Annotated in this window: 21 protein-coding genes; 13 read left to right on the forward strand and 8 right to left on the reverse strand. The window is 64.8% G+C overall.

Going from position 1 to position 22995, the window contains the following annotated elements:
* Positions 1–194: 194 nt before the first annotated feature.
* Positions 195–986, forward strand: coding sequence for a GntR family transcriptional regulator (locus KBA48_RS07095; protein WP_292904638.1), 792 nt, complete (start codon positions 195–197; stop codon positions 984–986).
* Positions 987–1011: 25 nt separating this feature from the next.
* On the opposite strand, the gene KBA48_RS07100 is transcribed toward KBA48_RS07095, so the two are convergent.
* Both KBA48_RS07100 and KBA48_RS07105 read right to left on the reverse strand, forming a co-directional pair.
* On the reverse strand, positions 1012–2481 hold the full coding sequence (locus tag KBA48_RS07100; protein WP_292904641.1) for an aldehyde dehydrogenase: 1470 nt from the start codon (positions 2479–2481) through the stop codon (positions 1012–1014).
* Between the two features lie 166 nt (positions 2482–2647).
* Positions 2648–3847 (reverse strand): FAD-dependent monooxygenase, encoded by a 1200-nt coding sequence (locus tag KBA48_RS07105; protein WP_292904643.1) that lies wholly within the window; start codon positions 3845–3847, stop codon positions 2648–2650.
* 288 nt (positions 3848–4135) lie between these two features.
* On the opposite strand from KBA48_RS07105, the gene KBA48_RS07110 reads away from it, so the two are divergent.
* The 9 genes from KBA48_RS07110 (at position 4136) to KBA48_RS07150 (ending at position 13748) form a co-directional block, all read left to right on the forward strand.
* A complete protein-coding gene (locus KBA48_RS07110) occupies positions 4136–5074 on the forward strand; it encodes an ABC transporter permease (RefSeq protein WP_292904645.1) in 939 nt (312 codons plus the stop codon).
* Complete coding sequence (locus KBA48_RS07115) at positions 5067–5879, forward strand: ABC transporter permease (protein ID WP_292904647.1); 813 nt, start codon at positions 5067–5069, stop codon at positions 5877–5879. The genes KBA48_RS07110 and KBA48_RS07115 overlap by 8 nt, the downstream gene beginning before the upstream one ends.
* Entirely contained in the window at positions 5876–6682 is an 807-nt protein-coding gene (locus tag KBA48_RS07120) for an ABC transporter ATP-binding protein (RefSeq protein ID WP_292904649.1), read from the forward strand. The genes KBA48_RS07115 and KBA48_RS07120 overlap by 4 nt, the downstream gene beginning before the upstream one ends.
* The gene (locus KBA48_RS07125; RefSeq protein ID WP_292904651.1) at positions 6679–7578 is read left to right on the forward strand and encodes an ABC transporter ATP-binding protein; all 900 of its coding nucleotides are present in this window, start codon (positions 6679–6681) and stop codon (positions 7576–7578) included. The genes KBA48_RS07120 and KBA48_RS07125 overlap by 4 nt, the downstream gene beginning before the upstream one ends.
* The gene (locus tag KBA48_RS07130) at positions 7575–8699 is read left to right on the forward strand and encodes a class I SAM-dependent methyltransferase (RefSeq protein ID WP_292904653.1); all 1125 of its coding nucleotides are present in this window, start codon (positions 7575–7577) and stop codon (positions 8697–8699) included. Before KBA48_RS07125 ends, KBA48_RS07130 begins: the two co-directional genes overlap by 4 nt.
* Positions 8700–8701: 2 nt before the next feature.
* Positions 8702–10252, forward strand: a complete 1551-nt coding sequence (locus KBA48_RS07135; protein ID WP_292904655.1) for an ABC transporter substrate-binding protein — start codon at positions 8702–8704, stop codon at positions 10250–10252.
* Positions 10253–10258: 6 nt separating this feature from the next.
* A complete protein-coding gene (locus KBA48_RS07140) occupies positions 10259–10570 on the forward strand; it encodes a hypothetical protein (RefSeq protein ID WP_292904657.1) in 312 nt (103 codons plus the stop codon).
* Positions 10563–11306: a hypothetical protein gene (locus tag KBA48_RS07145; protein WP_292904659.1), complete on the forward strand. Its 744-nt coding sequence runs from the start codon at positions 10563–10565 to the stop codon at positions 11304–11306. The genes KBA48_RS07140 and KBA48_RS07145 overlap by 8 nt, the downstream gene beginning before the upstream one ends.
* Positions 11307–11570: 264 nt before the next feature.
* A complete protein-coding gene (locus KBA48_RS07150; RefSeq protein ID WP_292904661.1) occupies positions 11571–13748 on the forward strand; it encodes a TonB-dependent receptor in 2178 nt (725 codons plus the stop codon).
* 133 nt (positions 13749–13881) lie between these two features.
* Here the strand turns inward: KBA48_RS07150 and KBA48_RS07155 are convergent, their stop codons facing one another.
* Positions 13882–14277, reverse strand: a complete 396-nt coding sequence (locus tag KBA48_RS07155) for an NUDIX domain-containing protein (protein ID WP_292904663.1) — start codon at positions 14275–14277, stop codon at positions 13882–13884.
* A gap of 10 nt (positions 14278–14287) precedes the next feature.
* A complete protein-coding gene (locus tag KBA48_RS07160) occupies positions 14288–14758 on the reverse strand; it encodes an Lrp/AsnC family transcriptional regulator (RefSeq protein WP_292904665.1) in 471 nt (156 codons plus the stop codon).
* A gap of 129 nt (positions 14759–14887) precedes the next feature.
* Here KBA48_RS07160 and ald point away from each other — a divergent pair, with 129 nt between their 5' ends.
* A complete protein-coding gene (gene ald, locus KBA48_RS07165) occupies positions 14888–15997 on the forward strand; it encodes an alanine dehydrogenase (RefSeq protein ID WP_292904667.1) in 1110 nt (369 codons plus the stop codon).
* Between the two features lie 75 nt (positions 15998–16072).
* On the opposite strand, the gene KBA48_RS07170 is transcribed toward ald, so the two are convergent.
* The 4 genes from KBA48_RS07170 to KBA48_RS07185 form a co-directional block, all read right to left on the reverse strand.
* Positions 16073–16375: an SCP2 sterol-binding domain-containing protein gene (locus KBA48_RS07170; RefSeq protein ID WP_292904669.1), complete on the reverse strand. Its 303-nt coding sequence runs from the start codon at positions 16373–16375 to the stop codon at positions 16073–16075.
* A gap of 97 nt (positions 16376–16472) precedes the next feature.
* Positions 16473–17084: a LysE family translocator gene (locus KBA48_RS07175; RefSeq protein ID WP_292904671.1), complete on the reverse strand. Its 612-nt coding sequence runs from the start codon at positions 17082–17084 to the stop codon at positions 16473–16475.
* 174 nt (positions 17085–17258) lie between these two features.
* Positions 17259–18620, reverse strand: coding sequence for an ATP-binding protein (locus tag KBA48_RS07180; RefSeq protein ID WP_292904673.1), 1362 nt, complete (start codon positions 18618–18620; stop codon positions 17259–17261).
* A complete protein-coding gene (locus KBA48_RS07185; protein WP_292904675.1) occupies positions 18610–20028 on the reverse strand; it encodes a sigma-54 dependent transcriptional regulator in 1419 nt (472 codons plus the stop codon). Before KBA48_RS07185 ends, KBA48_RS07180 begins: the two co-directional genes overlap by 11 nt.
* Before the next feature lie 270 nt (positions 20029–20298).
* On the opposite strand from KBA48_RS07185, the gene KBA48_RS07190 reads away from it, so the two are divergent.
* Together KBA48_RS07190 and KBA48_RS07195 are read left to right on the forward strand one after the other, a co-directional pair.
* Positions 20299–20748 carry a (2Fe-2S)-binding protein gene (locus KBA48_RS07190; protein WP_292904677.1) on the forward strand — a complete coding sequence of 150 codons (450 nt, stop codon included), beginning with the start codon at positions 20299–20301 and terminating at the stop codon, positions 20746–20748.
* 22 nt (positions 20749–20770) lie between these two features.
* Positions 20771–22963, forward strand: a complete 2193-nt coding sequence (locus tag KBA48_RS07195; protein ID WP_292904679.1) for a molybdopterin cofactor-binding domain-containing protein — start codon at positions 20771–20773, stop codon at positions 22961–22963.
* Positions 22964–22995: the final 32 nt, after the last annotated feature.

The following is a 22995-nucleotide window of genomic DNA, read 5'->3' on the forward strand; positions in this document are numbered from 1 at the left end:
CCGTGGGGCGTGTGGATGGGGATCACGGCTTTCTGCGGGTTGTCATCGGGATGCTATGTCATCAGGTCTGTTTTTAAAGGTATCATATAAAATACAATAAGGGCAAATCGCTTCCTGTCACGTCCGGCTTTCATGCCGGGTGCGCGGGGTGGGATCAGGCATTGTCGCTGAGGGCGAAACAGGGAAGGGGGCGGATGGTGGTGGGTCGACGCGGGGCATTGTCCAAGGAAGGCAGCAGCCTGCCTGTCTATCACCAGCTCTATGTCGTGCTGCGCCAGCAGATCATCGATGGGGCCTACAGCCAGACGACGCCCCTGCCCACGGAAATGGCCCTGGCGGCGCAGTTCAACCTGTCCCGCGTCACGGTCCGCCGGGCGCTGGAAGTGCTGGAGCGTGAGGGGCTGGTGGTGCGCCGGCAGGGCGTGGGCACCTTTCCGGCGCCGCAGGAAGGGGGGGCAGCCTCCCCGCCGCGCCTGTCGGGCCTGATCGAGAACCTGATCACCATCGGGGTGGAGACGACGGCGCAGACGCTGGCCCACGACACCGACGTGCCCTTGCCGGCCGCCGCCACCATGGCCCTGAAGCTTCCGCCCGGCAGCCGGGGTGTGCGGTTGGAGCGGTTGCGCTCGCACAAGGACCGGCCCGTCTCCCTGACCGAGGTTTATCTGCCGCCGGAAAGCGCACACCTGCTGAAGGGTCAGGCGATGGACGACCGGCCCGTGGTGCGCATCCTGGAACAGGCCGGCCTTATCGCCGTCAGCGCCGAACAATCGATCAGTGCCATGGCGGCCAATGATGATGTGTCGGAAAAGCTGGGGGTGGCCATCGGGTCGCCGGTGATCCGGCTGCGGCGTACCGTGTTCGACCGGGAAGGCCGGCCGATCTTGCATCAACAGAGCCTGTATAATCCCGATCGCTACGAATATTACATGCTGCTGACGCGGGACAACAGCACCTCCCGGCCGCAATGGCGCCATATCGGCTGACATCGCGGCCGCTGGGCCGGGCGGTTCAGCCCAGCCCCATGCGCCGCAGGGGCAGGGGGTGGCGGGCCAGGGTGACGGTTTTCTGCCTTGTGTAGAAGGCCTCGCAATCCATTCCACCCTCCGCGCCGACGCCGGATTCCTTCCAGCCGCCGAACGGTGCACGCAATTCGCGCATCATGGGCGTGTTGATCCAGACCACGCCCGCCTCCAGCTCCTCCTGCGCCCGCATGGCCAGATAGAGGTCCTGTGTCCAGACATAGGAAACAAGGCCGAAGCGCGTGGCGTTGGCGATGCGGAACGCATCGTCGGGCGTATCGAAGGTCATGATCGTGGCGAAGGGGCCGAAAATCTCCTCCTGGCACACGGTCAGGCCTGGATCGTCCGTCAGGGCCACGGTGGGTTCCACATAAAATCCCTTGGCGAAATCCGCATGGGCCTTGCCGCCGGCCAGGATGCGCATGCCTTCCCGCCGCGCCGTCTCGGCATAGGCCAGGATGCGGTCGTGATGCGTGCGTGAGGAGACGGGGCCGATCTCCGTCGTCCCATCCAGCGGATGGCCCACCCGCAGCTTCGCCACCCTTTCCAGGAAGGCGGGAATGAACCGGTCGGCGATGGAACGCTGCACCAGGATGCGCGAACCCGCCAGGCATTGCTGGCCGTTATTGGTGAAGATGCCCAGCAGGGCGCCGTCCAGCGCCTGATCGAAATCAGCACTTTCAAAGATGATATTGGCCGATTTGCCACCCAACTCCATGGTCGACGGCTTCAGCAATTGTCCCGCCGCCGACATGATGGTACGGCCCGTGCCGGTGCCACCGGTGAAGGAGACCACGTCCACATCCGGATGACGGACCAGCGCGTCACCCGTCACCGCACCCCGGCCGCTGACCAGATTGATCACGCCGTCGGGCAGGCCCGCCTCGTGGATCAGTTCAACCAGCCGGTGGACGCCCAGCGGCGCCTGCTCCGACGGCTTGATGATGCAGCTATTGCCGAAAGCGATGGCCCCGGCGAGCTTCATCGCGCCCAAGGCGATGGGGGCATTCCAGGGGGCGATCAGGCCCGCCACACCCACCGGCTGCCGGCGGACCATGGTCAGGTGATCGGGCGCCTGATCGTAAAGGCGCCCCGCCGTCTGGCCGATATAGTCGGCGAAGAAGCGGAAATTATGCCCTGCGCGGGCCACGTGCCGGGCCTTGGCCTGGGACAGGGGGATGCCGGTATTGGCCGTTTCGATCGCTGCCAGTTCGTCCGACGCCGCATCGATCCGGTCGGCGATGCGGCGCAGGATCTCCTGCCGCGCTTCCACCGGGCGGTTGCGCCAGCGTCCGTCATCGAAGGCGGCACGGGCGGCACGCGCGGCCTGATCCACCAGATCGGGGCCTGCTTCGGTGATCCCGGTCAGTTCCGTTTCGTCCGCCGGATTGATGACGGGCAGGACGGCACCGGAACCAGTGACGGGCTTGCCGGCGATGAAGGCGCTGAAGGTCGACATGGGTGCGGTTCCCCTTGGCGTTAAACCTGATCCAGGTGAGTGTACCTCATCTGGGTCGGGTTCGGCGGCGACGGCCGCCGCGCGCCACATGGCGCGTAGCCGAGCCCACGGATGTGGGCGCTGGCGACTGAAGTCGGTGATCGGTCACGATCACCGAGACGGTGCATTATTGAATCTGCGCCGATTTGCGCAGGGCTTCGATCATCGAGGAGCGCAACAGATAGGCCCTGGCGCTTTCCGGATTGCCGATGATACGCAGCAGATCATCCATGATCACGCGCCGCTTGGCAGGGTCACGTTCCTGCATGCGGGATCGGTTGCGGTCGGCCTGGGCCAGCACCTCGGCCTCGGCGATGGGCCGGCGCTGTCTTGTATAGCGGTCCAGCAGGTCCAGCGACCCGCCCCGCAGGATTTCCCCCAGCGTGGCCGTCAGGTTGAAGGCGTCGTGCAGGCCGCCATTCATGCCCATGCCGCCGCTGGGGCTGTTGATATGGGCGGCGTCGCCCGCCAGCACGACCCGGCCGTTGCGGTAATCGCGGGTGATGCGCATATGGACACGGTAGGCGCGGGCTTCCCCGATCTCATAAGCGGTATCGCGCGGCACGATCTCCTGCATCTTACGGTCGATATTCGCGGGCAGCAGCGCTTCCTCGATCGGCATCTCGGGGTCGGGGTAAAGGCTGCACCGCCAGCGGTCGCGCAGGCGCAGCAGGCTGAAGGTCCCGTCCTGCTTCCAGACATAGTTCACGTTGGACAGGCCGGGCAGATGTTCCTCGAACGGGAATTCCGTGGTCGCCAGGATCGTCGTCTCCGGATAGGTGACGCCGTCAAATTCCAGCCCGATCAGGCCCCGCACGACGCTGCGCGCACCGTCGGCACCCACCAGGAAGGGGGCCTGCAACCGCTCAGTACCCTCCGGCGTCTCCACCTGCGCCGTGACACTGTCGCCATCCTGCTCCAGTCCCGTCAGCCGGGTGGAGAAACGCAGCGTGACCAGGGGCTCGTCCTGCAGCCTTTCCACCAGCAACGCACATAACCGCCATTGTTCGCATTGCAGGCGATAGGGATGGGCCGTATCGTTCTTCAGCACCGACAGGTCGAACACCGCGCGTTCATGCGTGTCATGCATGCGGATCTGCCAGGTCGGGCAGAGGCGCCCCTGGGCGATCAGCGGCGCCGCCAGCCCTTCACCATCCAGCATGTCCAGGGTCGGCGGGTGGAAGGTGGAGGCGCGCAGATCCTGCGATATGGCGGCATCCTGTTCCAGAACGGTGGAGGCAATGCCCTGACGGGCCAGGAGATGGGCCGTCATCAGACCCACCGGCCCGGCGCCGACGATGATGATAGGCCGTTGGCTGGCTTGCATGATGTGTTCGCTGCTTGTTTGTGCGCTGAATTGTATCCACTATAAGACAATATGGCGGGCTGGCAACCCCTGAAATGTGCATATTGTATTTATTTAGATACATATAAAGCGGGGCTTTGGTGGTCGGCGACATCTGTGCATGATAACAGATCATTGATTTATAACAGTTTTTATCTGAAATCTCTTTTCAGCCAAAAAGCGCTTGTGCCTATATTGTCTTCTAATGTATTCATTGTGACATGATACCATTCCGTTGCGGCATTGATCCTTTGCCGCGGGAGAGTGCGCATGGTGCGGCTTTTGACCTGGGTGCGCGACTTTGCGTTCCTGCTGGTCGCCACGATGACGGTGCTGTTCTTTCTGGTGCGGCTGGCCGGTGATCCCGCCATCATGCTGGCGGGTCCGGACGCCACACCGGCGCAGCTTGACGCGGTGCGGCATGCCTATGGCTTCGATCGCGGCCTGTTCGAACAGTACCTGATCTTCGCCCTGCATCTGCTGCGGCTGGATTTCGGCGCCTCCCTGGTGGATGGCACGCCGGCCCTGGCCAAGGTGCTGGAGACCTTTCCGGCCAGCCTTTATCTGGCGGTCATGGCCATGGGGCTGAACCTTGCCGTCTCCATTCCGGTGGGGGCTTGGCTGGGGCAGGCGCAGGGTGGTGCCGCGCGCCGGGTGGCGCATGGGATATTGTCGGTCATGCAGGGCTTTCCGGGATTCGTGCTGGCCCTGCTGCTGGTCAATGTCTTTGCGGTCGGCCTGGAATGGCTGCCGGCCGTGGGCTATGCCGGTCCGGCAAGCTGGGTGCTGCCCGTGATCTCCGTGGCGTCCTTCCTGGCGCCCAAGCTGATCCGGGTGATCGAGGCGAACGCAACGGCGGCCTATCGCTCCCATTATGTACGGACTGCCGTTGCCATCGGTGCCGGTCCGCGCACGATCCTCTGGCGGCATGTCATGCCCAACGCGCTGCTGGGGGCTGCGGCGGTGGTGGGGGCGGAATTCGCCTTCATGGTGACGGGCCTGGTGGTCATCGAAACCATCTTTGCCTGGCCGGGCATCGGCTGGTTGCTGGTGCGCTCGACCCTCAACCTGGATTTCCCCGTGGTGCAGGCCATCGTCTTCATCATCGTCATCGCCGTTTTCCTGACCAATGCGGCCACGGAGGCCGTGCAGGTCCGGCTGGACCCGCGACTGCGCGGGCCGGGTGCCGCAGGGGGTGGACATGGCTGAGCGTATCCTCACCTCCGGCAAGTCGCTGCTGTTCCTTATCGTGCTGGGCCTTTGCCTGCTGGCATTGCTGGCGGGGCCCTATCTGGTGGCCTTCGATCCGGGCCTGATCAATCTGTCCCGGCGCTTTGCGGCCCCCTTCACCGACGGCCATTGGCTGGGGGCGGATCAGTTGGGCCGCGACGTGGCGGCGCGGCTGCTGGCCGGTCTGTACCGTTCGCTGGGCACGGCCCTGGCGGCGACCGCGATCGCGTTCTGCATCGGCACGGCCCTGGGCCTGCTGGCGGCGCGCAGCACGTCACTGCTGGGGGCGTTCATGCGGCAATTGACCAGCTTCACCCAGTCCTTCCCCGTCTTCGTTCTGGCGGTCAGCGTCATCGCCATTGTTGGCAGCAACGGCTTCTGGTCGGTGGTGCTGACCCTGGGTCTGGCGACCTGGCCGGTCTTCGCCCGCGTCGCCTATGCCGAGGGGCGCAGCCTGCTGAAGCGCGAATATGTGCTGGCGGCGGAAATGATGCAGATGGGCACGGCCCGCCTGCTGCTGCGCCATGTGCTGCCGGGTCTGGTGCCCAGCCTGTCGGTGCTGGTCGTCTTCCATTTCGCCGACATGATCATCGCGGAGAGCGCCTTGTCCTTCCTGGGTATCGGTGCGCCGCTGGGTGCGCCAAGCTGGGGCGGCATGCTGAATGAAAGCCGGGCCTATATGCTGGTCGCACCCTGGATGCTGCTGGCCCCGGCCGGCGCCATCATCCTGCTGGTGGTCAGTGCGCATCTGTTCGGCCAGAAGCTTCGGGAAGCCACGGCATGACCGGTTCCACCCCCCAATCCCCGATCCTGGAAATCCGTGACCTGTGCATCGATGCCGTGGCGCCGGGCGTGCCCGCCCGCCGGCTGGTGGAGGACCTGTCGCTGACCGTCGCGGTCGGAGAGGTGCTGGGCATCGTGGGCGAGTCCGGTTCGGGCAAGTCCCTGTCGGCCTTCGCCGTGGCCCGCCTGTTGCCCGACAGTATCCGCGTTTCCGGCGGGTCGGTGCATCTGGGCGGACAACGTATCGATGATCTGGACGAGGGGGCGATGCGGGGCCTGCGCGGCGGACGAATCGGCTTCGTCTTCCAGGACCCGCTCTCCTCCTTCAATCCGGTGCGCAGCATCGGGTCGATCCTGATCGAATCCATCCGCCGGCATCAGGGGCTGGATCGCAAGGCGGCCCGCGCGCTGGCGGTGGAGATGCTGTCGCGCATGCGCCTGCCGGCCCGCAGCGTCGATGCCTATCCCCATCAATTGTCGGGCGGTCAGCGGCAACGCGCCATGATCGCCCTGGCTCTGGCCAACGGTCCGGACCTGCTGATCGCGGACGAGCCGACGACCGCGCTGGACCCCACCATCCAGTTGCAGATCCTGGCGCTGCTGAAACAGCAGACGGCGGACCGGGCCAGCATCCTGATCACCCATGATTTCTCCGTTGCGGCGGCCATCTGTGACCGGATCGCCGTGATGCATCGGGGGCGGCTGGTCGAAACCGGCCTGGCAGCGGCGTTGCTGGCCCATCCGCAGCATGATTATACACGCGACCTGCTGCGCCATGCCCGTTTGGGGGGAGAGGCATCATGACGGTCTCCCTGCTGACAATCGATGGTCTGGCTGTGCGTTATGGCACCGGAAACAAGGCCAAACAGGCGCTGGAGGATTGCCACCTGTCGCTTGCGGCCGGTGAGATCCTGGCGGTGGTGGGGGAGTCCGGTTCGGGCAAGTCTACCCTGGCCCGCGCCGTGGCCGGCATCGCGCCGGTCAGTGCCGGCCGCATCCGGCTGGACGGGCAGGACCTGGCAACCCTGAGGGGCGATGCGCGGCGCAAGGCACGGCGATCGATCCAGATGGTGTTTCAGGACCCGGATGCCAGCCTGAACCCCCGCCATTCCATCCGCACCATCCTGTCGGAACCGCTGGAGGTGATCGGCTTCGGTGACCGGGCGGCGCGCACCGCGCGGATCGCGGCGTTGATGGCGCTGGTGCATCTGGACCTGTCCCTGCTGGACCGCCGTCCCGCTGGCCTGTCGGGCGGGCAGAAGCAGCGTGTGGCCATTGCCCGCGCCCTGGCGATGGAACCGCGCGTGCTGATCGCGGACGAGGCGCTGTCGGCGCTGGATGTCTCTACCCAGGCGGCGGTGGCGGCCCTGTTCACGGAACTGCGCGACCGGCTGGGCCTTGCCATCCTGTTCATTTCCCACGACATGGGCATGGTGCGGCAACTGGCCGATCATGTCTGTGTCATCCGGGGTGGTCGCATCGCGGAGGCGGGGCCGGTGGCCACGTTGATGCAACGGCCGACCCACCCTTACACCAACCTGTTGCTGGCGGCGTCGCTTGATCCCAAGGGCGCGCTGGCCGACCCCGAATTGCTGGCGGCACTGACCCGGCCGGGAAGGATGGACGAGGATTATCTGGGCCGCCTACTGGCCGCGCATCGCGGCCGCAACGGCGCTGCGAATGCAGGAGAGGGACCATGATCACCGCACCGCATGAAATGCTGCCCGAGATGACGGCCGAGGATATCAGCCGGCAGCAAGGCATCGTCGCCCTGCGCCGCTTCCTGAACAGCCAGGTCCGTGCGCGCAATATCGAGCATTACGAGACCGAGGCGCAGCCCGCCTATGTCGCTGCCCATGGCCGCGCCCCGCAATCGCACGAGGAAGTGGCCGCCGCCTTCCGGCTCAGCCCCAGTTACCGCACCTGGAGCGCCATGAACCGGTCGGCGCAGGAACTGCTCTGGCAGGCGGCCGGGGAGCCGATCCAGCGCAACGCGGAGGTGCTGAGCGCCCATTACCGCCGGCTGGTGGCCGAAAAGCTGCCGCAGGTCGGTGGCGGCCTGTCGCTGAATCCGGGCCTGTCGGGCCTGGGCCTTGTGGCTGATATCGACATCCACCTGCAGCCGGGCGGCTATACCCTGGATCGGGCCGACGATGACGTCCTGGCCGGTGCGCTGTACGAGATGGGTGGCCGTGTCTATTCGGTAGGGCAGGGGATCGGCGCGGGCGACAGCAAGGCGGGGGCCGTGATCCGTTTCCTGGCCGAACGGTTCCCAGACTTAAAGCCGGCGCGCATCCTGGATATCGGCTGTTCGGCCGGTGCCGCCGCCTGTGAATATGCGCTGCACTTTCCGGAAGCCGAGGTGCATGCCGTGGATATCGGTGCGGGCATGCTGCGCTATGCCCATGCGCGGGCCCTGGCGCTGGGCGCGCGGGTGTTCTTCCACCAGATGGACACCGCCCATCTGGGCTTCCCCGATGGGCATTTCGATCTCGTGGTCTCGCACAATGTGATGCATGAGATCGACAATGACGTGCGCCGCGCCATGATGCGGGAAAGCCACCGCCTACTGGCGGCGGGCGGGGTCGCCCTTCATCAGGACGTGCCCTACCGTTTCCAGGACCTGGATGTTCCGCAGCAGGTGGAGAAATCCTGGGACGTCGAATTCAACAACGAGCCGTTCTGGGTCACCTATACCACGGCGGATGTGACCGGTGATCTGGTCGCCGCCGGCTTCGCGCCGCAAACGGTGCGCGATGAACGTATCCCCAAGCTGCGCGGGCCGGGCGCCTGGTACGTCGCTTACGGGCAGCGGGGATGAGGATGCTGCGATCCCTGCGGACCCTTCTGCTTCTGGCCATGATCGTGGCGGGTCTGGCGTCGCCGCCCGCCAGGGCGGACGAAGCCGCACCCTTTGAATTGCGCATGGCGGTCAATTCCTTGCCGGCCAGCCTGGGCAACCCGTTCCGGGGCAATGGAAGGCCGGGGTCGCTGGTCTGGTCGGCCATCTTCGATGCGCTGACGGAACTGGACGCTGACGGGCAGTTGCGCCCGGCGCTGGCCACAGGGTGGGAACCGGCCGGCCCCACGCTCTGGCGCTTCAGCCTGCGCGACGATGTACGCTTTGCCAATGGCCGCGTGTTCGACAGTGGCGCCGTCGTTGCCATCATGGAATGGCTGATCTCCCCGGAAGGGCGCCGCACCGTCATCGGCAATGAATTGCGCGGGGTGAAGGTCGTGCGGGCCGCCGGTCCGACCATGGTGGAGATCGAAACGGCGGAGCCGGACCCGATCCTGCCCAAGCGGATGGCCGCCGTCATGATGGTGGAACCGGACCTTTGGCGGCAATTGGGACCGGACGGTTTTGCCCTGGCGCCCGTGGGGACCGGCAGCTTCCTGCTGACCGGATGGGACCAGCGGCGTCGTCAGGCGCGGGCTGTAGCCAACCCCTATCGCTGGCGCCCCAGTGACGTGACGGGCCTGACCTTCATGGAACTGCCCAATGCTGCCGTGCGGGCGCAGGCGCTGCTGTCGGGCGACGTGGATATCGCGGGTGTGGAGATCGACGAGCTGGAACGGCTGCGCCGCAACGGCTTTCCGATCCATATCACCTCCTCCATGCAGGTCATGTCGATCGCCTTCCGGGTGGAGGGCACGGCACCGACGGCGCCGCTGCGCGATGTCCGTGTGCGGCAGGCGTTGAACTATGCCATCGACAAGCAGGCCCTGGCCGATGTCCTGCTGGAAGGTCTGGCCGGGCCGGCGGGACAGCCGGCCCCGGCCTTCAGCTTCGGTTATGATCCGTCCCTGGCGCCCTATCCCTATGATCCGGCCAGGGCCCGCGCGCTGCTGCGCGAAGCCGGCTATGCCGATGGCTTCACCCTGACCGCGGAAGTGGTGATCGACAGTGTGCCGGCCGACACCCTGATCTATCAGGCGGTGGCGCAATATTGGCGGGCCGTGGGGGTGGGGGTGACGTTGCAGATCATCACCTTCCCGCAATATCTGAAGAAGTTCCTGACCAATAGCTGGACCGTCGACGCCTTTGGCGCGTCCTGGAACAGTTCCCCCTACAATGACGCGCTGCGGCCCATGGAGGTGTTCTCCTGCCGTCGGCCCAAGCCCTTCTTCTGTGATCGCGCCATGGCGGACCGTCTGGGTCATGTCGGGCAGATCATGGATGATGGTGAGCGTCTGGCCGCCATGCAGGCCCTTGCGCATGATTATCAGGTGGCCGCGCCCGCCGCCTTCCTGGTCGATCAGATAGACCTGTTCTCCAACAATCCAGGCCTTTCCAACATTGCTGTCCGCAACCGGGTGCCGGATTACCGGACCATCAGGCGCGGCACCGCAAAGGGTCAGCCGACGGAGTGAACGCAGATGAAACAGGCAGACGCCATCGTGGAACTGGCCGGCCTTGTCCGGGGCGCCCGCCCACCCAGCCTGGACAATGCCGAGACCGAGGCGGTATTGCGCATCGCCATGGCCTTGCTACTGGAACTGTCGGTCACCAATGACCGGGTCGACAGGCTGGAACGCGAATTGGCGGCGCTGCGTGGCGTTCCGGTGGAGAGCCTGAAATCCGCACCGCTGGCCCCGGCCGCGGTTGCGGACCGGCAGGCGGCGACAGATGGGTTGATGGCGCGTGTGCTGTCCGGGATGGTGCGCAAGGACGCGGCCGGCAATGTCTGATCGGCGGCAGCAGGATCTTGAATATGGCGGCGGCGGTATCCTGGGCGTGCTGACGCCGTCCGGCAATCCGACGGTGGAACCGGAGATGCAGCGTCTGCTGGCTCCTGACATCACCATGCTGACCGCCCGCATGCACAGTAGCGACCCGTCGCTGTTGCGCCGTCTGGAGATCTATGCCGAGACACTGGACGCGACCCTGGACAGTTTCGGCGGCATCGCCCTGGATGCAGTCCTGTTTGCCTGCACCGGCTCCTCCTACCTGCTGGGGCCGGCGTCGGAGGACGCGCTGGTTGCCCGGCAGAAGGCGCGCGGTGTCCGCCTGCTGACGGCGGCGCAGGCGATCCGGACCGCAGCGGCAGAGGCCGGCGTGCGGCGTGTCGTCCTGGTCAACCCCTATCCGCCAGAGCTGCGGGAAAAGGCCGTCGCCTATTGGCAGGATGTGGGCTTCGATCTGGCCGATGTGGTGGAGGTGCGAAACCCAAAGCCCGGTTACCATGCGATCTACACCTTACGCGGGGAGGCGGTATCGGCGGCCCTGGCGCGGGCGGCGGCCATTCCCGCCGATATGGTCTTGTTGATGGGGACGGGCATGGCCAGCCTCCCGTCGCTGCGGCAACTGGTCAATTCGTCTGCATCAGGAAACAAGTTGATTGTGTCGTCCAACCTGGCCCTGGCCTGGGCGGGGCGGCGGGCGTTGAACCCGGAGACGGGCGGACCCCACAAGCTTTTGCGTTGAAGCCGTGGGCGGTTGTGGAACTTGCGCGGAATTTAACGAAATCCTATCCATTCTGCGCCGGTACGCCGGCGCATGAGCCTATGGATTGTGGCGCGCGCCTAATGATCCATCAATAGGTCATTTTTCCATTCTTGGGGCGACAAAGCAGTTGACAACCCCTGCCGCCGAAACCATTCTGCCTCCATATTGTATTAAAAAAAATACAACACGGACGGATCGATCCAACGGTCCTTCCCGGTGATGGCGAGCAGACAGGAGGCAAAGATGAGTAGGAATGTCCTGGCGCGGTTGATTTGCTGCGCCCCGCTGGCAGGGTTGCTGGCGCCTGTGACGGCGCTGGCCCAGACGGCCGATGCGCCGCTACAGCTTGAAGAGATCATCGTCACCGCCCGCAAGCTCACGGAGCGCCAGCAGGATGTGCCGGTTTCGGTGACGGCAATGAGCCGCGCCACGCTGGACCGCATCGGTGCAAAGGATATCGGCCAACTCTCCAATCTGGTGCCCGGCCTGTCCTATGATCAGGATTTCGGGCGCCGCCTGGACCGCCCGGCCATCCGTGGCCAGTCGTCCATCCTGGGCACGCCGAACGCGGCGTCCTTCCTGGACGGTGTCTTCATTCCCGACAGCCTGTTCGGCACAGAAATGGCGTTCGTCGATCAGGTCGAGGTGATCAAGGGGCCGCAATCGGCGCTCTATGGCCGCCAAACCTTCTCCGGCGCCATCTCCTACACCTCGCGCAAGCCGTCCGACGTGATGGAAGGCCAGGTGAAGCTGACTGCCGCACAGCATGACGAATATAACGCGTTGGCCATGATCAGCGGGCCGTTGGTGGAAGACAAGCTGGCCTTCCAGTTGGCCGGCAACTACTACACCTATGGCGGCGAATACCGGAACAACAACCCTACCGACGCCTATTACCGCAAGAAGATCGGGGACGAGGAGACCAAGGCGGTCTCCGGTGCGTTGCTGTTCACGCCGAATGACAATCTGGACATCACGCTGCGCTATTCCTACGGCAAGAACGAGGATGGCGTGGATGCCACAGTGTTGCAGCGGGCATCCAGCAATAATTGCTTCCGCAATGCCGCCGGCACGGCCTTCCAGTATTATTGCGGCACGGTGCATGCCACGCCCGACCAGATCAGCATGAACCTGGGCGCGGTGGAAGGCGGCGGGCTGACGCGTGAGACGTCGCGTGCGGCGGCCATCATCAATTATTATGCCGGCGACATCCAGCTCACCTCCATCACCGGCTACACGGATTCCGACGAGGACCGCAAGGCCGACCTGGACTTCCTGCCGATCACCGGCGCCGGCGGCACGCTGCATGTGCGCGACGGCGTCTATATCGAAAGCTTCTCGCAGGAATTCCGTGTCTCCAACGACGGGGCCGACGGTTTCCGCTGGCTGGCTGGCGCCTACATGTATGACGAGGATCGGGCGACCGAGCGGTACATGTTTCCCACCAAGCGCCTTCAGGACAATGGCACCAACACGATCCGCAACTATGCGGGCTTCGCGCTGGTGAATTTCGACCTGACCGAGGCGCTGTCGGCCGGTGCCGAACTGCGCTACGCGGTGGACAAGCTGGGCCTGGAGGGCGGTGACAACCGTTACAACCTGTCCAAGACCTTCAAAAGCTGGAACCCCCGCTTCACGCTGGACTATAAATTCACCGACGATGTTATGGCCTATGGTGTGGCCGCGCGCGGCAACAAGCCGGGTGGCTTCAATTCCGACGTCCGGCTGACCGGTTCCCAGGTCTATTATGATGAGGAATCGGCCTGGAATTACGAACTGGGCCTGAAGACCGACCTGCTCAATCGCCGTCTGCGCCTGAATGTCGCCGCCTATTATATCGACTGGAAGGACCAGCAGCTTACCCAGTCGGCCGTCTTCTCCACCGGTTCCATCTCCTATATCGCCAATGCGGGTTCGTTGGAGGTGAAGGGCATCGAGGTCGAGGCGCAGGCCGCCCTGACCGAGTGGTGGAAGCTGTCGACCGGCATTTCGCTGAATGACCCGGAATATACCAGCGGGACGGATGCTGAGGTCGGTCGTCTGACGGGCAACAGCTCGATCAAGGGCAAGACCGCGCCGAATACACCGAAATATCAGTTCTCGGTGATGTCGGATTTCGACACGGCGCTGACGGACGAGGTCGATGGCTTTATGAACATCGTCTATACCTACCGGTCGAAGAAGTATGATCAGGTCGGTAATTTCGCCTCCACCGGCAGCCGCGACCAGTTGGACGCCCGCGCGGGCGTGACCTATGGCGACTATCGGGCGACCCTGTTCGTGAAGAACCTGTTCGACAACATGGATCCGCTTGGCGTCATCCGCTATGTCGATTTCGGTGTCACGGGCAGCCCGCGTGGCTATCAGGTCTCGCTGCCGCGTGGCCGGCAGGTGGGCGTGACCCTGGAAGCCAAGTTCTGATAAGACCGACGGTCGGAAATATCTGACTGTCGGTCACTCTTTCAAGCCGACAGTATAGGGCAAGTGCAGGAAAAGGGCCTGTCCGATGTGAATCGGACAGGCCCTGATGCCTTTACCGCAAGCGCTTTCCGGGTCAGCCGCAAGCCGCCACCGCGACCCTTGTGGACAAGGTCAGCGGCTGCGGCAAGGCATCCAGGCTGAACCAGCCCCAGTCGGCCATGGCATCCGGTTCCATCACCCGCGGTTCACCCGACAGGATGCGGGCGCGGTGGACGGGGTTGACCCAGTGGCTGGGGCCGGCCGTGTCGATCTGATCGACAACGCAGAGCAGGCCCGTCAGTTCGATGACGACGCCCAATTCCTCCGCGATTTCGCGGCGGATCGTATCGGGCACGGCTTCCAGAAAATCGACCTTGCCGCCCGGCAGGCCCCAATGGTCGGCCTCGGGGTTGCGGCGGCGCTTGACCAGCAGCAAACGGCCCTGGTCATCGATGATGAAGGCGCCGCAGCCGACGCGGATTGTAGTCATTTAAAACCCCTTACCGCATGGGCACGGTGGTGCGTTTGGCCACCGTGCGCAGGGTGAAGCTGGACCGGACGCGCGCCACGCCGGGCAGGCGGGTCAGGGTCTGGGTGTGCAGGCGTTCATAATCGCTGCCATCGGCAACGACCACGCGCAGCATGAAATCGGCATCGCCCGCCATCAGATAGCATTCCATCACCTCTGGGCATTCCATCACCTTGGCCTCGAACGCGCGCAGGTCCTGATCCTGCTGCCGGTCCAGCGTGATCTGCACGAAGACCGAGGTGCCACGGCCCAGGGCGGCGGGACTGACCAGCGCAACATAGCCTTCGATCACGCCCTCATCCTCCAGCCGTTTCAGGCGGCGGTGACAGGCGGATGGGGACAGGCCGACATGGTCGGCAAGATCGGCGACGGAGATGCGGCCATCGGCCTGCACCTTTATCAGAATCTTACGATCAATGGCGTCAAGGTCGGCTGGTCGCATTTTCCACCGCTTATGCCGAATTTCATGCATGAAACGTCGAAATAGGGCCATGCCGAACCCGGTCTTTGCAAGGACATTCGGCGGGGTTCGGGCGTATTCTCTCCCCACATCCGAACAGGGAGAAAAATCATGCTCATCGGCGTTCCGAAAGAGATCAAGAATCACGAGTACCGCGTCGGCCTGATCCCCGGCAATGTGCGCCAACTGGTGGTCCACGGCCATCAGGTGATCGTCCAGAAGGACGCCGGCACCGCCATCGGCCTGACCGATGACCTGTATGTCGCCGCCGGCGCCACCATCGTCGAAACCGCCGCAGAAATCTTCGCCCGCGCCGACATGGTGGTGAAGGTGAAGGAGCCGCAGCCCGTCGAATGCAAGATGCTGCGCCCCGGCCAGCTCCTGTTCACCTATCTGCACCTGGCACCCGATCCGGAGCAGACCAAGCTTTTGCAGGAAAGCGGCGCCATCTGCATCGCCTATGAAACCGTGACCGACCGCAATGGCGGCCTGCCCCTGCTGGCGCCGATGTCGGAAGTGGCCGGGCGCATGTCCATCCAGGCCGGCGCCCACTGCCTGGAAAAGTCCTATGGCGGTATCGGCATCCTGCTGGGCGGCGTGCCCGGTACGCCCCCGGCTAAGGTCGCCATCATCGGCGGTGGCGTGGTCGGCACCAATGCCGCCCGCATGGCCATGGGTCTGGAAGCCCATGTCACCGTGCTGGACAAGTCGCTGGACCGGCTGCGTCAGCTTGATCAGCAGTTCGGCCGTCGCCTGAACACCGTCTATGCCAATGTCGAGACGATCGAGCAGGCCGTTCTGGAGGCCGATTTGGTGATCGGTGCCGTTCTGGTGCCGGGTGCCGAGGCCCCCAAGGTGGTCAGCCGTCAGCTGGTCAGCCGCATGAAGAAGGGTGCAGTTCTGGTCGACGTCGCCATCGACCAGGGCGGCTGCTTTGAGACCAGCTACGCCACCACCCATGCCGACCCGACCTATGTGGTTGACGGCGTGATCCATTATTGCGTCGCCAACATGCCGGGTGCCGTCGCCCGCACCTCCACCTTCGCCCTGAACAACGCCACGGCCCCGTTCGTGCTGGCGCTGGCCGACAAGGGCTGGGTGCAGGCGCTGAAGGATGATGTGCATCTGCGCCACGGCCTGAACGTCGCCAAGGGCCAGTTGACCTATCCCGGTATCGCCCATCTGGGCCCGGTGGTCACCGCCGAAAGCGTGCTGGCCTGAATGTCAAAGGCCCCGAAGCGGTGACTGCTTCGGGGCCTTTCGTTTTTCAGTGCGTCCCGGTCGTGCAGGCCGGGATCAATCTTCCAGCATGTTCGCCAGCTTCATGGCGATGCCCATATTGCCGCTGACCTTCAGCTTGCCCGTCATGAAGGCCAGGGTGGGGGCCAGCTTGCCTTCGGCCAGCTTCACCAGATTCTCGCCAGAGATGGTCAGCGTCGTGTCGGGTGCGGCACCCTGACGCCCCACGGTGGGCGGGGTCGCACGGCCATCGATGAACAGCGCATCACCGCCGCCCAGGTCGAACTTCACCAGGGCGCCCAGCCCGACAAAATTCAGGGCGCGGGCCTTCATCTGGGCTTCGATCTGGTCGATATTCATGGTGCTTTCCTCGTATCGCGCGAAGTAACGTTTACGTAATCGGAATTGATACAATAACTACCTGTGCCGGGCAAGGGAAAGGCCCGGCACATCGTCCTTACCGCGCGGCCACCGCCACGGCCACGCCCGCCATCACCCCACCCGTGGCGCGGTTGACGGTGCGCATGCGTTCCGGCGTGGCGATGAAACGGCGGGCGCCATCGGCCAGCATGGCATAACCCGTCATGATGCCGCCCAGCACGACCACCATGACCGCGCACAGTTCGGCGATGGCCAGCGGCGTCATGGCGCGCAGCGCGATGACCTGCGGCAGGATGGCCAGAAAAAACACCATGGTCTTCGGGTTGCCCAGCGTCAGGCCCAGCCCGCCCATGACCAGCTTGAACCCCTCGCCCTTGATCTGCGGCTGTTCGGTGATACCCCGCGCCGGGGCACGCCACAGTTTCCAGGCCATGTACAGCAGATAGGCGGCGCCGGCATATTTGATGATGGTGAAGACGATCTGGAAGCTCTGTGCCAGAACCGCCAGACCACCCACAACCAGCGCGAACCAGGTGAGGTCACCGATCACGATGCCGGCGATGAAGGGCAGGGTCCGGCGCGTGCCCGTCCCCATCGCACGCGCCACCACGGCCGCCACGCCGGGACCGGGGGAGGCGACAGCCACGGCGTAAATGCCGGCGAAGATCAGCAGGGCGGTCAGTTCCATGATGATACCCGTTAAAGGTCGTATCGACAGCGTAGCATGGAACCGGGGCGGGGGCACGGGGCACCGTCATATCCAAAAGCGATTGGGCGAAGCCTGTGATCACGCGCACCGACGTCACCCCGCCCTGGGGCAGGTCGTGGGCCGACGTGCCTCACCTGATCGGCGCTCGCCCCCTCAGAACCGTAGCGTGAACACCGATCCCCCGTCCGGATTGGGGCTCAGATTGATGCTGCCGCCATGGGCCAGCATCACCTGTCGGGCCAGTGACAGGCCCACACCCGACCCGTCACGCTTGGTGGTGTAGAAGGGGATGAAGATCTTTTCCGCCACGTCGGACGGGATGCCCGGTCCATTGTCGCCGACATTGATGACGACGTGCCCGCCTTCGTCCAGATGGGCGGTCAGCCGGATACGGTGCCCGCCCGCGCGCGGTTCCATGTCGCGCATGGCCTCCACGGCATTCTTCAGCAGGTTGATCAGCACCTGTTCCACCATGTCGCCATCGGCCAGCAGTTCAAGCTGCGGCGGCAGCACCAGCACCTCCATGGATACGCCATGGCTGTCGGCGGCGGGCGCCATCAGGCGCTGCAGCCGTTCGGTGATCTCCTTCATCTTGATGCGCGACAATTGCGGCTTGGGCACCGAGGTGAACTGGCGATAGCGCTCGACAAAGCGCAGCAGGCTGTTGGAGCGGCGGGCAACCGTATCGATGGCCATTTCCGCATCCTGCATCTCCTCCACCAGATGCGGCTGTCCCGCCACCTTTTCCCGCATGTCGGACAGAACGCCCTGTGCCGTGCGGGTCAGTGACGCGATGGGGGTCAGGGAATTCATCATCTCATGCGTCAGGACGCGCACCAGATCCTGCCAGGCGCGGACCTCCGTGGCTTCCAGGTCGCCAGCGATATTCTGCAAAGACAGAAGCAGGCGGGATTCGCCACCCAGGATCAGGCGGGTCGCGGTCACGGTCAGTTGCTGCGGCCCCACCGAACTGCCCGACGCCACGCGGATCAGGCTGCGCGTGCCCGGTGCCAGCCCGCGCAGCGCATCGGCGATCAGTTGCCCGTCCGTGGTCCGCCGGCTCAGTTCCTCCGGCCCCAGCAGCCGGTGGGCGAAATTGTTCAGCAGTTCGACGCGCCCATCCTCATACACGGCGGCCAGGGCGACCGGCACATGGTTCAGCATGGCATTCAGGTAATCGGCCTGCTTTTCCGAACTGGCGCGGCTGGCGCGGAACTTGTCCATCACCTGGGTGATGGCGGCGCCCAGTTCGTCAAAGGCCGACCCCTGGTCCATCTGGCGGAAGGTCTGGCTGAAATCAGAATGCGCAATGGCACCCAGGAACCGCGCCACCTCCCGGTTGGTTCGGGTGACGGCCCGCAGCAGACTGCCCACCTGTGCCAGGATCGCCAGGGCAACCAGGAAACTGGTGGCGCGATAGGTGGTTTCCACCAGCATGATGCCCAGCAGCATGGAGGACAGCGCCAGCAGCGCCACCCGCAGCGTGACATTCAGCTCGAACCGCCTATAGCCCATGCTTTTCCATCCGGCGATAGAGAGAGGCACGGGTGATGCCTAGATCCTGGGCCGCGTGGCTGATATTGCCCTGGTGCTTGGACAGGGCCTTGCGGATCGCCTCGCGCTCCACCGCCTCCAGGTCCAGCGTATCCAGGACCAGTGTGCCGGCCGGTGCGGCGCTGGCCGCCTGTGCCGCGGTGGGGGCCGGCGCCTGTCCCGCCGTGGAGGGCAGGGAGAAATCCTCCGCCTCCAGCATGGCCCCGCCCGACAGGATCATGGCCCGTTCGACCGCATGGCGCAGGGCCCGCACATTGCCGGGCCAGCGCCAGGCCATCAGCCGGGGCAGGGCGGCGGGCGCCACCTTCTTCACCGGCATATTGTATTTGCGGGCATAGATGGCGACGAAATGGTCGATCAGGGCCGGAATGTCGTCCGCCCGGTCGCGCAGCGGCGGCAGGTGCAGTTCCACCGTATTGATACGGTACAGAAGATCCTGCCGGAACACGTCCTCACGGCCCAGTTGTTCGGGCGGCATGTTGGTGGCGCTGACCAGACGGACATCGATGGGCATGGGCTTGGTCCCGCCCACGGGGATCACCACCCGTTGTTCCAGGACCGACAGCAGCTTGGATTGCAGGTACAGGGGCAGGTTGCCGATTTCGTCCAGGAACAGGGTGCCGCCATTGGCCGCGACCAGACGGCCGACCCGGTCTTCCTTGGCATCCGTAAAGGCGCCCTTCTTGTGGCCGAACAGTTCGCTTTCGAACAGGCTTTCGGAGACGGAGCCGAGATCGACCGACACGAAAACCTGATCGCGCCGCTTCGACCGGCGGTGGATTTCGCGGGCGATCACCTCTTTGCCCGTGCCGTTCTCACCCAGGATCAGGACATTGGCTTCCGTCGGTGCGGCGCGGTCCAGCAGGGCGAAGATGCGGGCCATGGCGGGGGCCGACCCGATGATGGTGTTGGGCGTGCCATCCAGGGCGACGCTGGCCAGTTCCTTTGTCGTTGCCGCCGATTGCTGCGCCTCGCGCTTCGACGCGGTCAGTTTCAGGGCCGATGACAGGGTGGCCAGCAGCCGTTCATTCTGCCAGGGCTTCAGCACGAAATCGGCTGCCCCCTGCTTCATCGCCTCCACCGCCGTGCCGACATCGCCATAGGCGGTGATCAGCACCACCGACAGGGTGGGGTCGATCTCCACGATACGTTTCAGCCACTGAAAACCCTCGCGCCCCGTATTGGCGCCGATGGCAAAATTCATGTCCAGCAGCACGGCGTCGAACACGCCATCCTTCAAAAGCTGCGGAATGCGGTCGGGCCGTGGTTCCGTGTGGCAGAGAATGCCCTCGCGTTTCAGCATCAGGCGGGCGGCGACAAGGATATCCTCGTCATCATCGACGATCAGGACGCGCGGCTGGTCGGCCATGATTCACCAGGGCAGGAACGGAACTGTCCGGAAACGTACAGTCTTTGCCGCATCAAGGCGAGCGGATTACGGTAAACGGTCTGTGTCGTAATATTCATATGAATATATCGTCGTCAAATGTGAAATCCCGCCGTGAAATGGCGGCCGCCGGGACTTGGCGACATGGTTTGACACGCCATTTACCGTTCTGAAACAAAATCCCCGGCCCCTGACACCGGTGTTATCCCTATTCTGATTTCAAAATAATCCGCTTGGCAGAAGGTGAACGCGATGATCGAACTGACCATCAATGGCAAGATGCATCGTCTGGATGCCGATCCGGATATGCCCTTGCTCTGGGCCATCCGTGATCTGGTGGGGCTCACCGGCACCAAATATGGCTGCGGCGTGGCCCAGTGCGGGGCCTGTACCGTGCATGTGGATGGTGTCGCCACGCGCTCCTGCTCCATCCCGCTGGAATCGGTGGCCGGGTCCAAGGTCACGACGATCGAGGCGCTGGGCGGTTCCCACCCGTTGCAGAAGGCGTGGGAGGAGATGCAGGTGCCGCAATGCGGCTATTGCCAGTCCGGGCAGATAATGTCGGCCGCCGCCCTGTTGAAAGACACGCCCAAGCCGACGGATGCTGATATCGATGCCGCCATGGATGGCAATCTCTGCCGTTGCGGCACCTATCCGCGCATCAAGGCCGCCATCAAGCGCGCCGCCGGCGTCGCGTCCTGAACGGGAAGGGGAGGATTGATCCATGGATAACCACCTGACCCAGACCGACATCACCGACCTGTCGCGCCGCGCCATCCTGTCCGGTCTGGGCGGGCTGACCGTTGCCGTCGCCCTGCCGCTGCCGATCCTGGCCCAGGGTGCGCCGCCGGCCCTGCCCGGCCTGGGGCGTGACGCCGCCGGCGCCAATGCCCGCACGGGCATGGTCACCGCCCATGTGGTGGTGAAGCCCGACGGCAAGATCGTCATCGTTTCGCCCACGACGGAGATGGGGCAGGGCACGCACACGGCCCATGCCGCCATCATCGCCGATGAGATCGGCGTGAATTTCGCCGATGTCTCGGTCGAAACCGCCATTCCGGCCGATGCCTACCGTTTTGGCGGTAATATGGGGTCGGGCGGGTCGATGGGCGTGCGCCGCTGGAACGATCATCTGCGCAAGGGGGCGGCGCAGGCTCGTGCCCTGCTGATCCAGGCGGCCGCCAACCGCTGGCAGGTCGATCCCGCCGGCGTGACCCTGGACAATGGCCGCCTGACCCATGCCGCGTCCAAGCGCAGCCTGGGCATCGGGGAGGTGGCGGATGAGGCCGCGAAGCTGACGCCGCCCGACAATCCGCCGCTGCGCGATCCCGCCACCCGCCGCTATGTCGGCAAGGGTGTGCCGCGCCTGGACATCCCGGCCAAGGTACGGGGCGAAACCGTTTACAGCATGGATTTTCGCCTGCCCGGCATGCTCTATGCCTGCGCCCGCCTGAACCCCGTTTTTCATGGCGATATCTCCACCTTTGATGCGGCCGCCGCGTTGAAGGTGAAGGGCGTGCGCAAGGTGGTGAAGATCCAGGGCGGCGTGGCGGTCGTGGCCGACACTGTCTGGGCCGCCATGAAGGGGGCCGATGCCGTCGCCGTGTCCATGGCCCCGTCACCGCAGGACACGATCAGCAGCACTGCCCTGGCCGCCGCCATGGTGGAAGGGCTGGGTGCGGAACAGGCGATACCGGCCACGGCGCGCGGCGATATCGATGCGGCCTTCAAATCCGCCGCGAAGACGGTGACGGCTGATTACGGCGTGCCCTATATCTGTCACGCGCCGATGGAGGTGTGGAGTTGCACCGGCCTGTTCAAGGATGGCAGGCTGGAACTCTGGGCGCCGACCCAGGTGCAGGATCGCTCCCGCCGGACCGCCGCCACCACCATCGGCATTGATGCCGAGGCGGTGACGGTCAATACCCTGCTGCTGGGCGGCGGTTTTGGCCGGCGCCTGATGGATGACGGCATCCCCGGCGCGGCGCAGGTGGCCAAGGACATGGCCGGCACGCCGGTGAAATTCTTCTGGCGGCGGGAGGATGAATTCGACCGTGGCTATTACCGCCCGGCCCAGATGGCACGCCTGACCGCGTCGCTGGATGCCAAGGGGGCGGTGACCGGCATGGCCATCCGCATTTCCGGCCCCTCCATGCGGTCGGAATTCACGCCCGGCGGGCTGAAGGAGACGGAACTGGACACGTCGTCGGTCCAGGATCTGTCGACCCTTCCCTATGCCCTGCCCAACTTCAAGCTGGACTGGGCACGCCGCCATGTGCGGGTCACCACATCCCCCTGGCGGGCCGTGGGCGCAACGCACAATGCCTTTTTCCTGGAATGTTTCATCGATGAACTGGCGGCGGCGGCCGGCAAGGACCCGGTCGCCTTCCGCCGCCAACTGCTGGCCGGCAACAAGCGGGCGCTGGCCGTCATCGATCTGGTGGCGGAAAAGGCGGGCTGGGGCAAGACGCTGCCCAAGGGCCATGCCCATGGCATCGGCTTTTTCGCCAGCTTCGGCTCTCTCTCGGCCCATGTGGTGGAGGCATCGGTCATCGACGGCCAGCCGCGTATCCACCGGGTGACGACCGTGCTGGATTGCGGCGACGTGGTCCTGCCCGATGGGGCAAGGAGCCAGATGGAGGGCGGGGTGGTCATGGCCCTGTCGGCCGGCCTGTACGAGGCGGTGACGGTGAAGGATGGCCGCGCCGAACAGCGCAATTTCGATACCTACCGCCTGATGCGCCATTCGGAGGCGCCGCCCGTCATCGATGTGCATTTCATCAATTCCGGCGAGGCGCTGGGCGGTGTCGGCGAACCAGGGCTTCCCCCCACCTTCCCGGCGGTCGCCAACGCCCTGTCCGCCGCGACGGGCAAGCGTCTGCGCAGCCTGCCGCTGGTGGAGGCGCTGGCCGTTTAGAGTTCGTCAGGTCTGGATGGAAAGGCACCCCA

Origin of the sequence: Niveispirillum sp., from assembly GCF_017996735.1 — a bacterium.
In the GTDB taxonomy this organism is placed as follows: domain Bacteria; phylum Pseudomonadota; class Alphaproteobacteria; order Azospirillales; family Azospirillaceae; genus Niveispirillum.

Bases quoted from the DNA above. Each gene is read 5' to 3' on its own strand.
- KBA48_RS07155 (WP_292904663.1), bottom strand. From the start codon at position 14,277: ATGACTACAATCCGCGTCGGCTGCGGCGCCTTCATCATCGATGACCAG.
- KBA48_RS07195 (WP_292904679.1), top strand. From the start codon at position 20,771: ATGGATAACCACCTGACCCAGACCGACATCACCGACCTGTCGCGCCGC.
- KBA48_RS07135 (WP_292904655.1), top strand. From the start codon at position 8,702: ATGCTGCGATCCCTGCGGACCCTTCTGCTTCTGGCCATGATCGTGGCG.
- KBA48_RS07185 (WP_292904675.1), bottom strand. From the start codon at position 20,028: ATGGCCGACCAGCCGCGCGTCCTGATCGTCGATGATGACGAGGATATC.
- KBA48_RS07175 (WP_292904671.1), bottom strand. From the start codon at position 17,084: ATGGAACTGACCGCCCTGCTGATCTTCGCCGGCATTTACGCCGTGGCT.
- KBA48_RS07115 (WP_292904647.1), top strand. From the start codon at position 5,067: ATGGCTGAGCGTATCCTCACCTCCGGCAAGTCGCTGCTGTTCCTTATC.
- KBA48_RS07180 (WP_292904673.1), bottom strand. From the start codon at position 18,620: ATGGGCTATAGGCGGTTCGAGCTGAATGTCACGCTGCGGGTGGCGCTG.
- KBA48_RS07140 (WP_292904657.1), top strand. From the start codon at position 10,259: ATGAAACAGGCAGACGCCATCGTGGAACTGGCCGGCCTTGTCCGGGGC.
- KBA48_RS07125 (WP_292904651.1), top strand. From the start codon at position 6,679: ATGACGGTCTCCCTGCTGACAATCGATGGTCTGGCTGTGCGTTATGGC.
- ald (WP_292904667.1), top strand. From the start codon at position 14,888: ATGCTCATCGGCGTTCCGAAAGAGATCAAGAATCACGAGTACCGCGTC.
- KBA48_RS07190 (WP_292904677.1), top strand. From the start codon at position 20,299: ATGATCGAACTGACCATCAATGGCAAGATGCATCGTCTGGATGCCGAT.
- KBA48_RS07150 (WP_292904661.1), top strand. From the start codon at position 11,571: ATGAGTAGGAATGTCCTGGCGCGGTTGATTTGCTGCGCCCCGCTGGCA.
- KBA48_RS07145 (WP_292904659.1), top strand. From the start codon at position 10,563: ATGTCTGATCGGCGGCAGCAGGATCTTGAATATGGCGGCGGCGGTATC.
- KBA48_RS07160 (WP_292904665.1), bottom strand. From the start codon at position 14,758: ATGCGACCAGCCGACCTTGACGCCATTGATCGTAAGATTCTGATAAAG.
- KBA48_RS07120 (WP_292904649.1), top strand. From the start codon at position 5,876: ATGACCGGTTCCACCCCCCAATCCCCGATCCTGGAAATCCGTGACCTG.
- KBA48_RS07095 (WP_292904638.1), top strand. From the start codon at position 195: ATGGTGGTGGGTCGACGCGGGGCATTGTCCAAGGAAGGCAGCAGCCTG.
- KBA48_RS07105 (WP_292904643.1), bottom strand. From the start codon at position 3,847: ATGCAAGCCAGCCAACGGCCTATCATCATCGTCGGCGCCGGGCCGGTG.
- KBA48_RS07110 (WP_292904645.1), top strand. From the start codon at position 4,136: ATGGTGCGGCTTTTGACCTGGGTGCGCGACTTTGCGTTCCTGCTGGTC.
- KBA48_RS07100 (WP_292904641.1), bottom strand. From the start codon at position 2,481: ATGTCGACCTTCAGCGCCTTCATCGCCGGCAAGCCCGTCACTGGTTCC.
- KBA48_RS07170 (WP_292904669.1), bottom strand. From the start codon at position 16,375: ATGAATATCGACCAGATCGAAGCCCAGATGAAGGCCCGCGCCCTGAAT.
- KBA48_RS07130 (WP_292904653.1), top strand. From the start codon at position 7,575: ATGATCACCGCACCGCATGAAATGCTGCCCGAGATGACGGCCGAGGAT.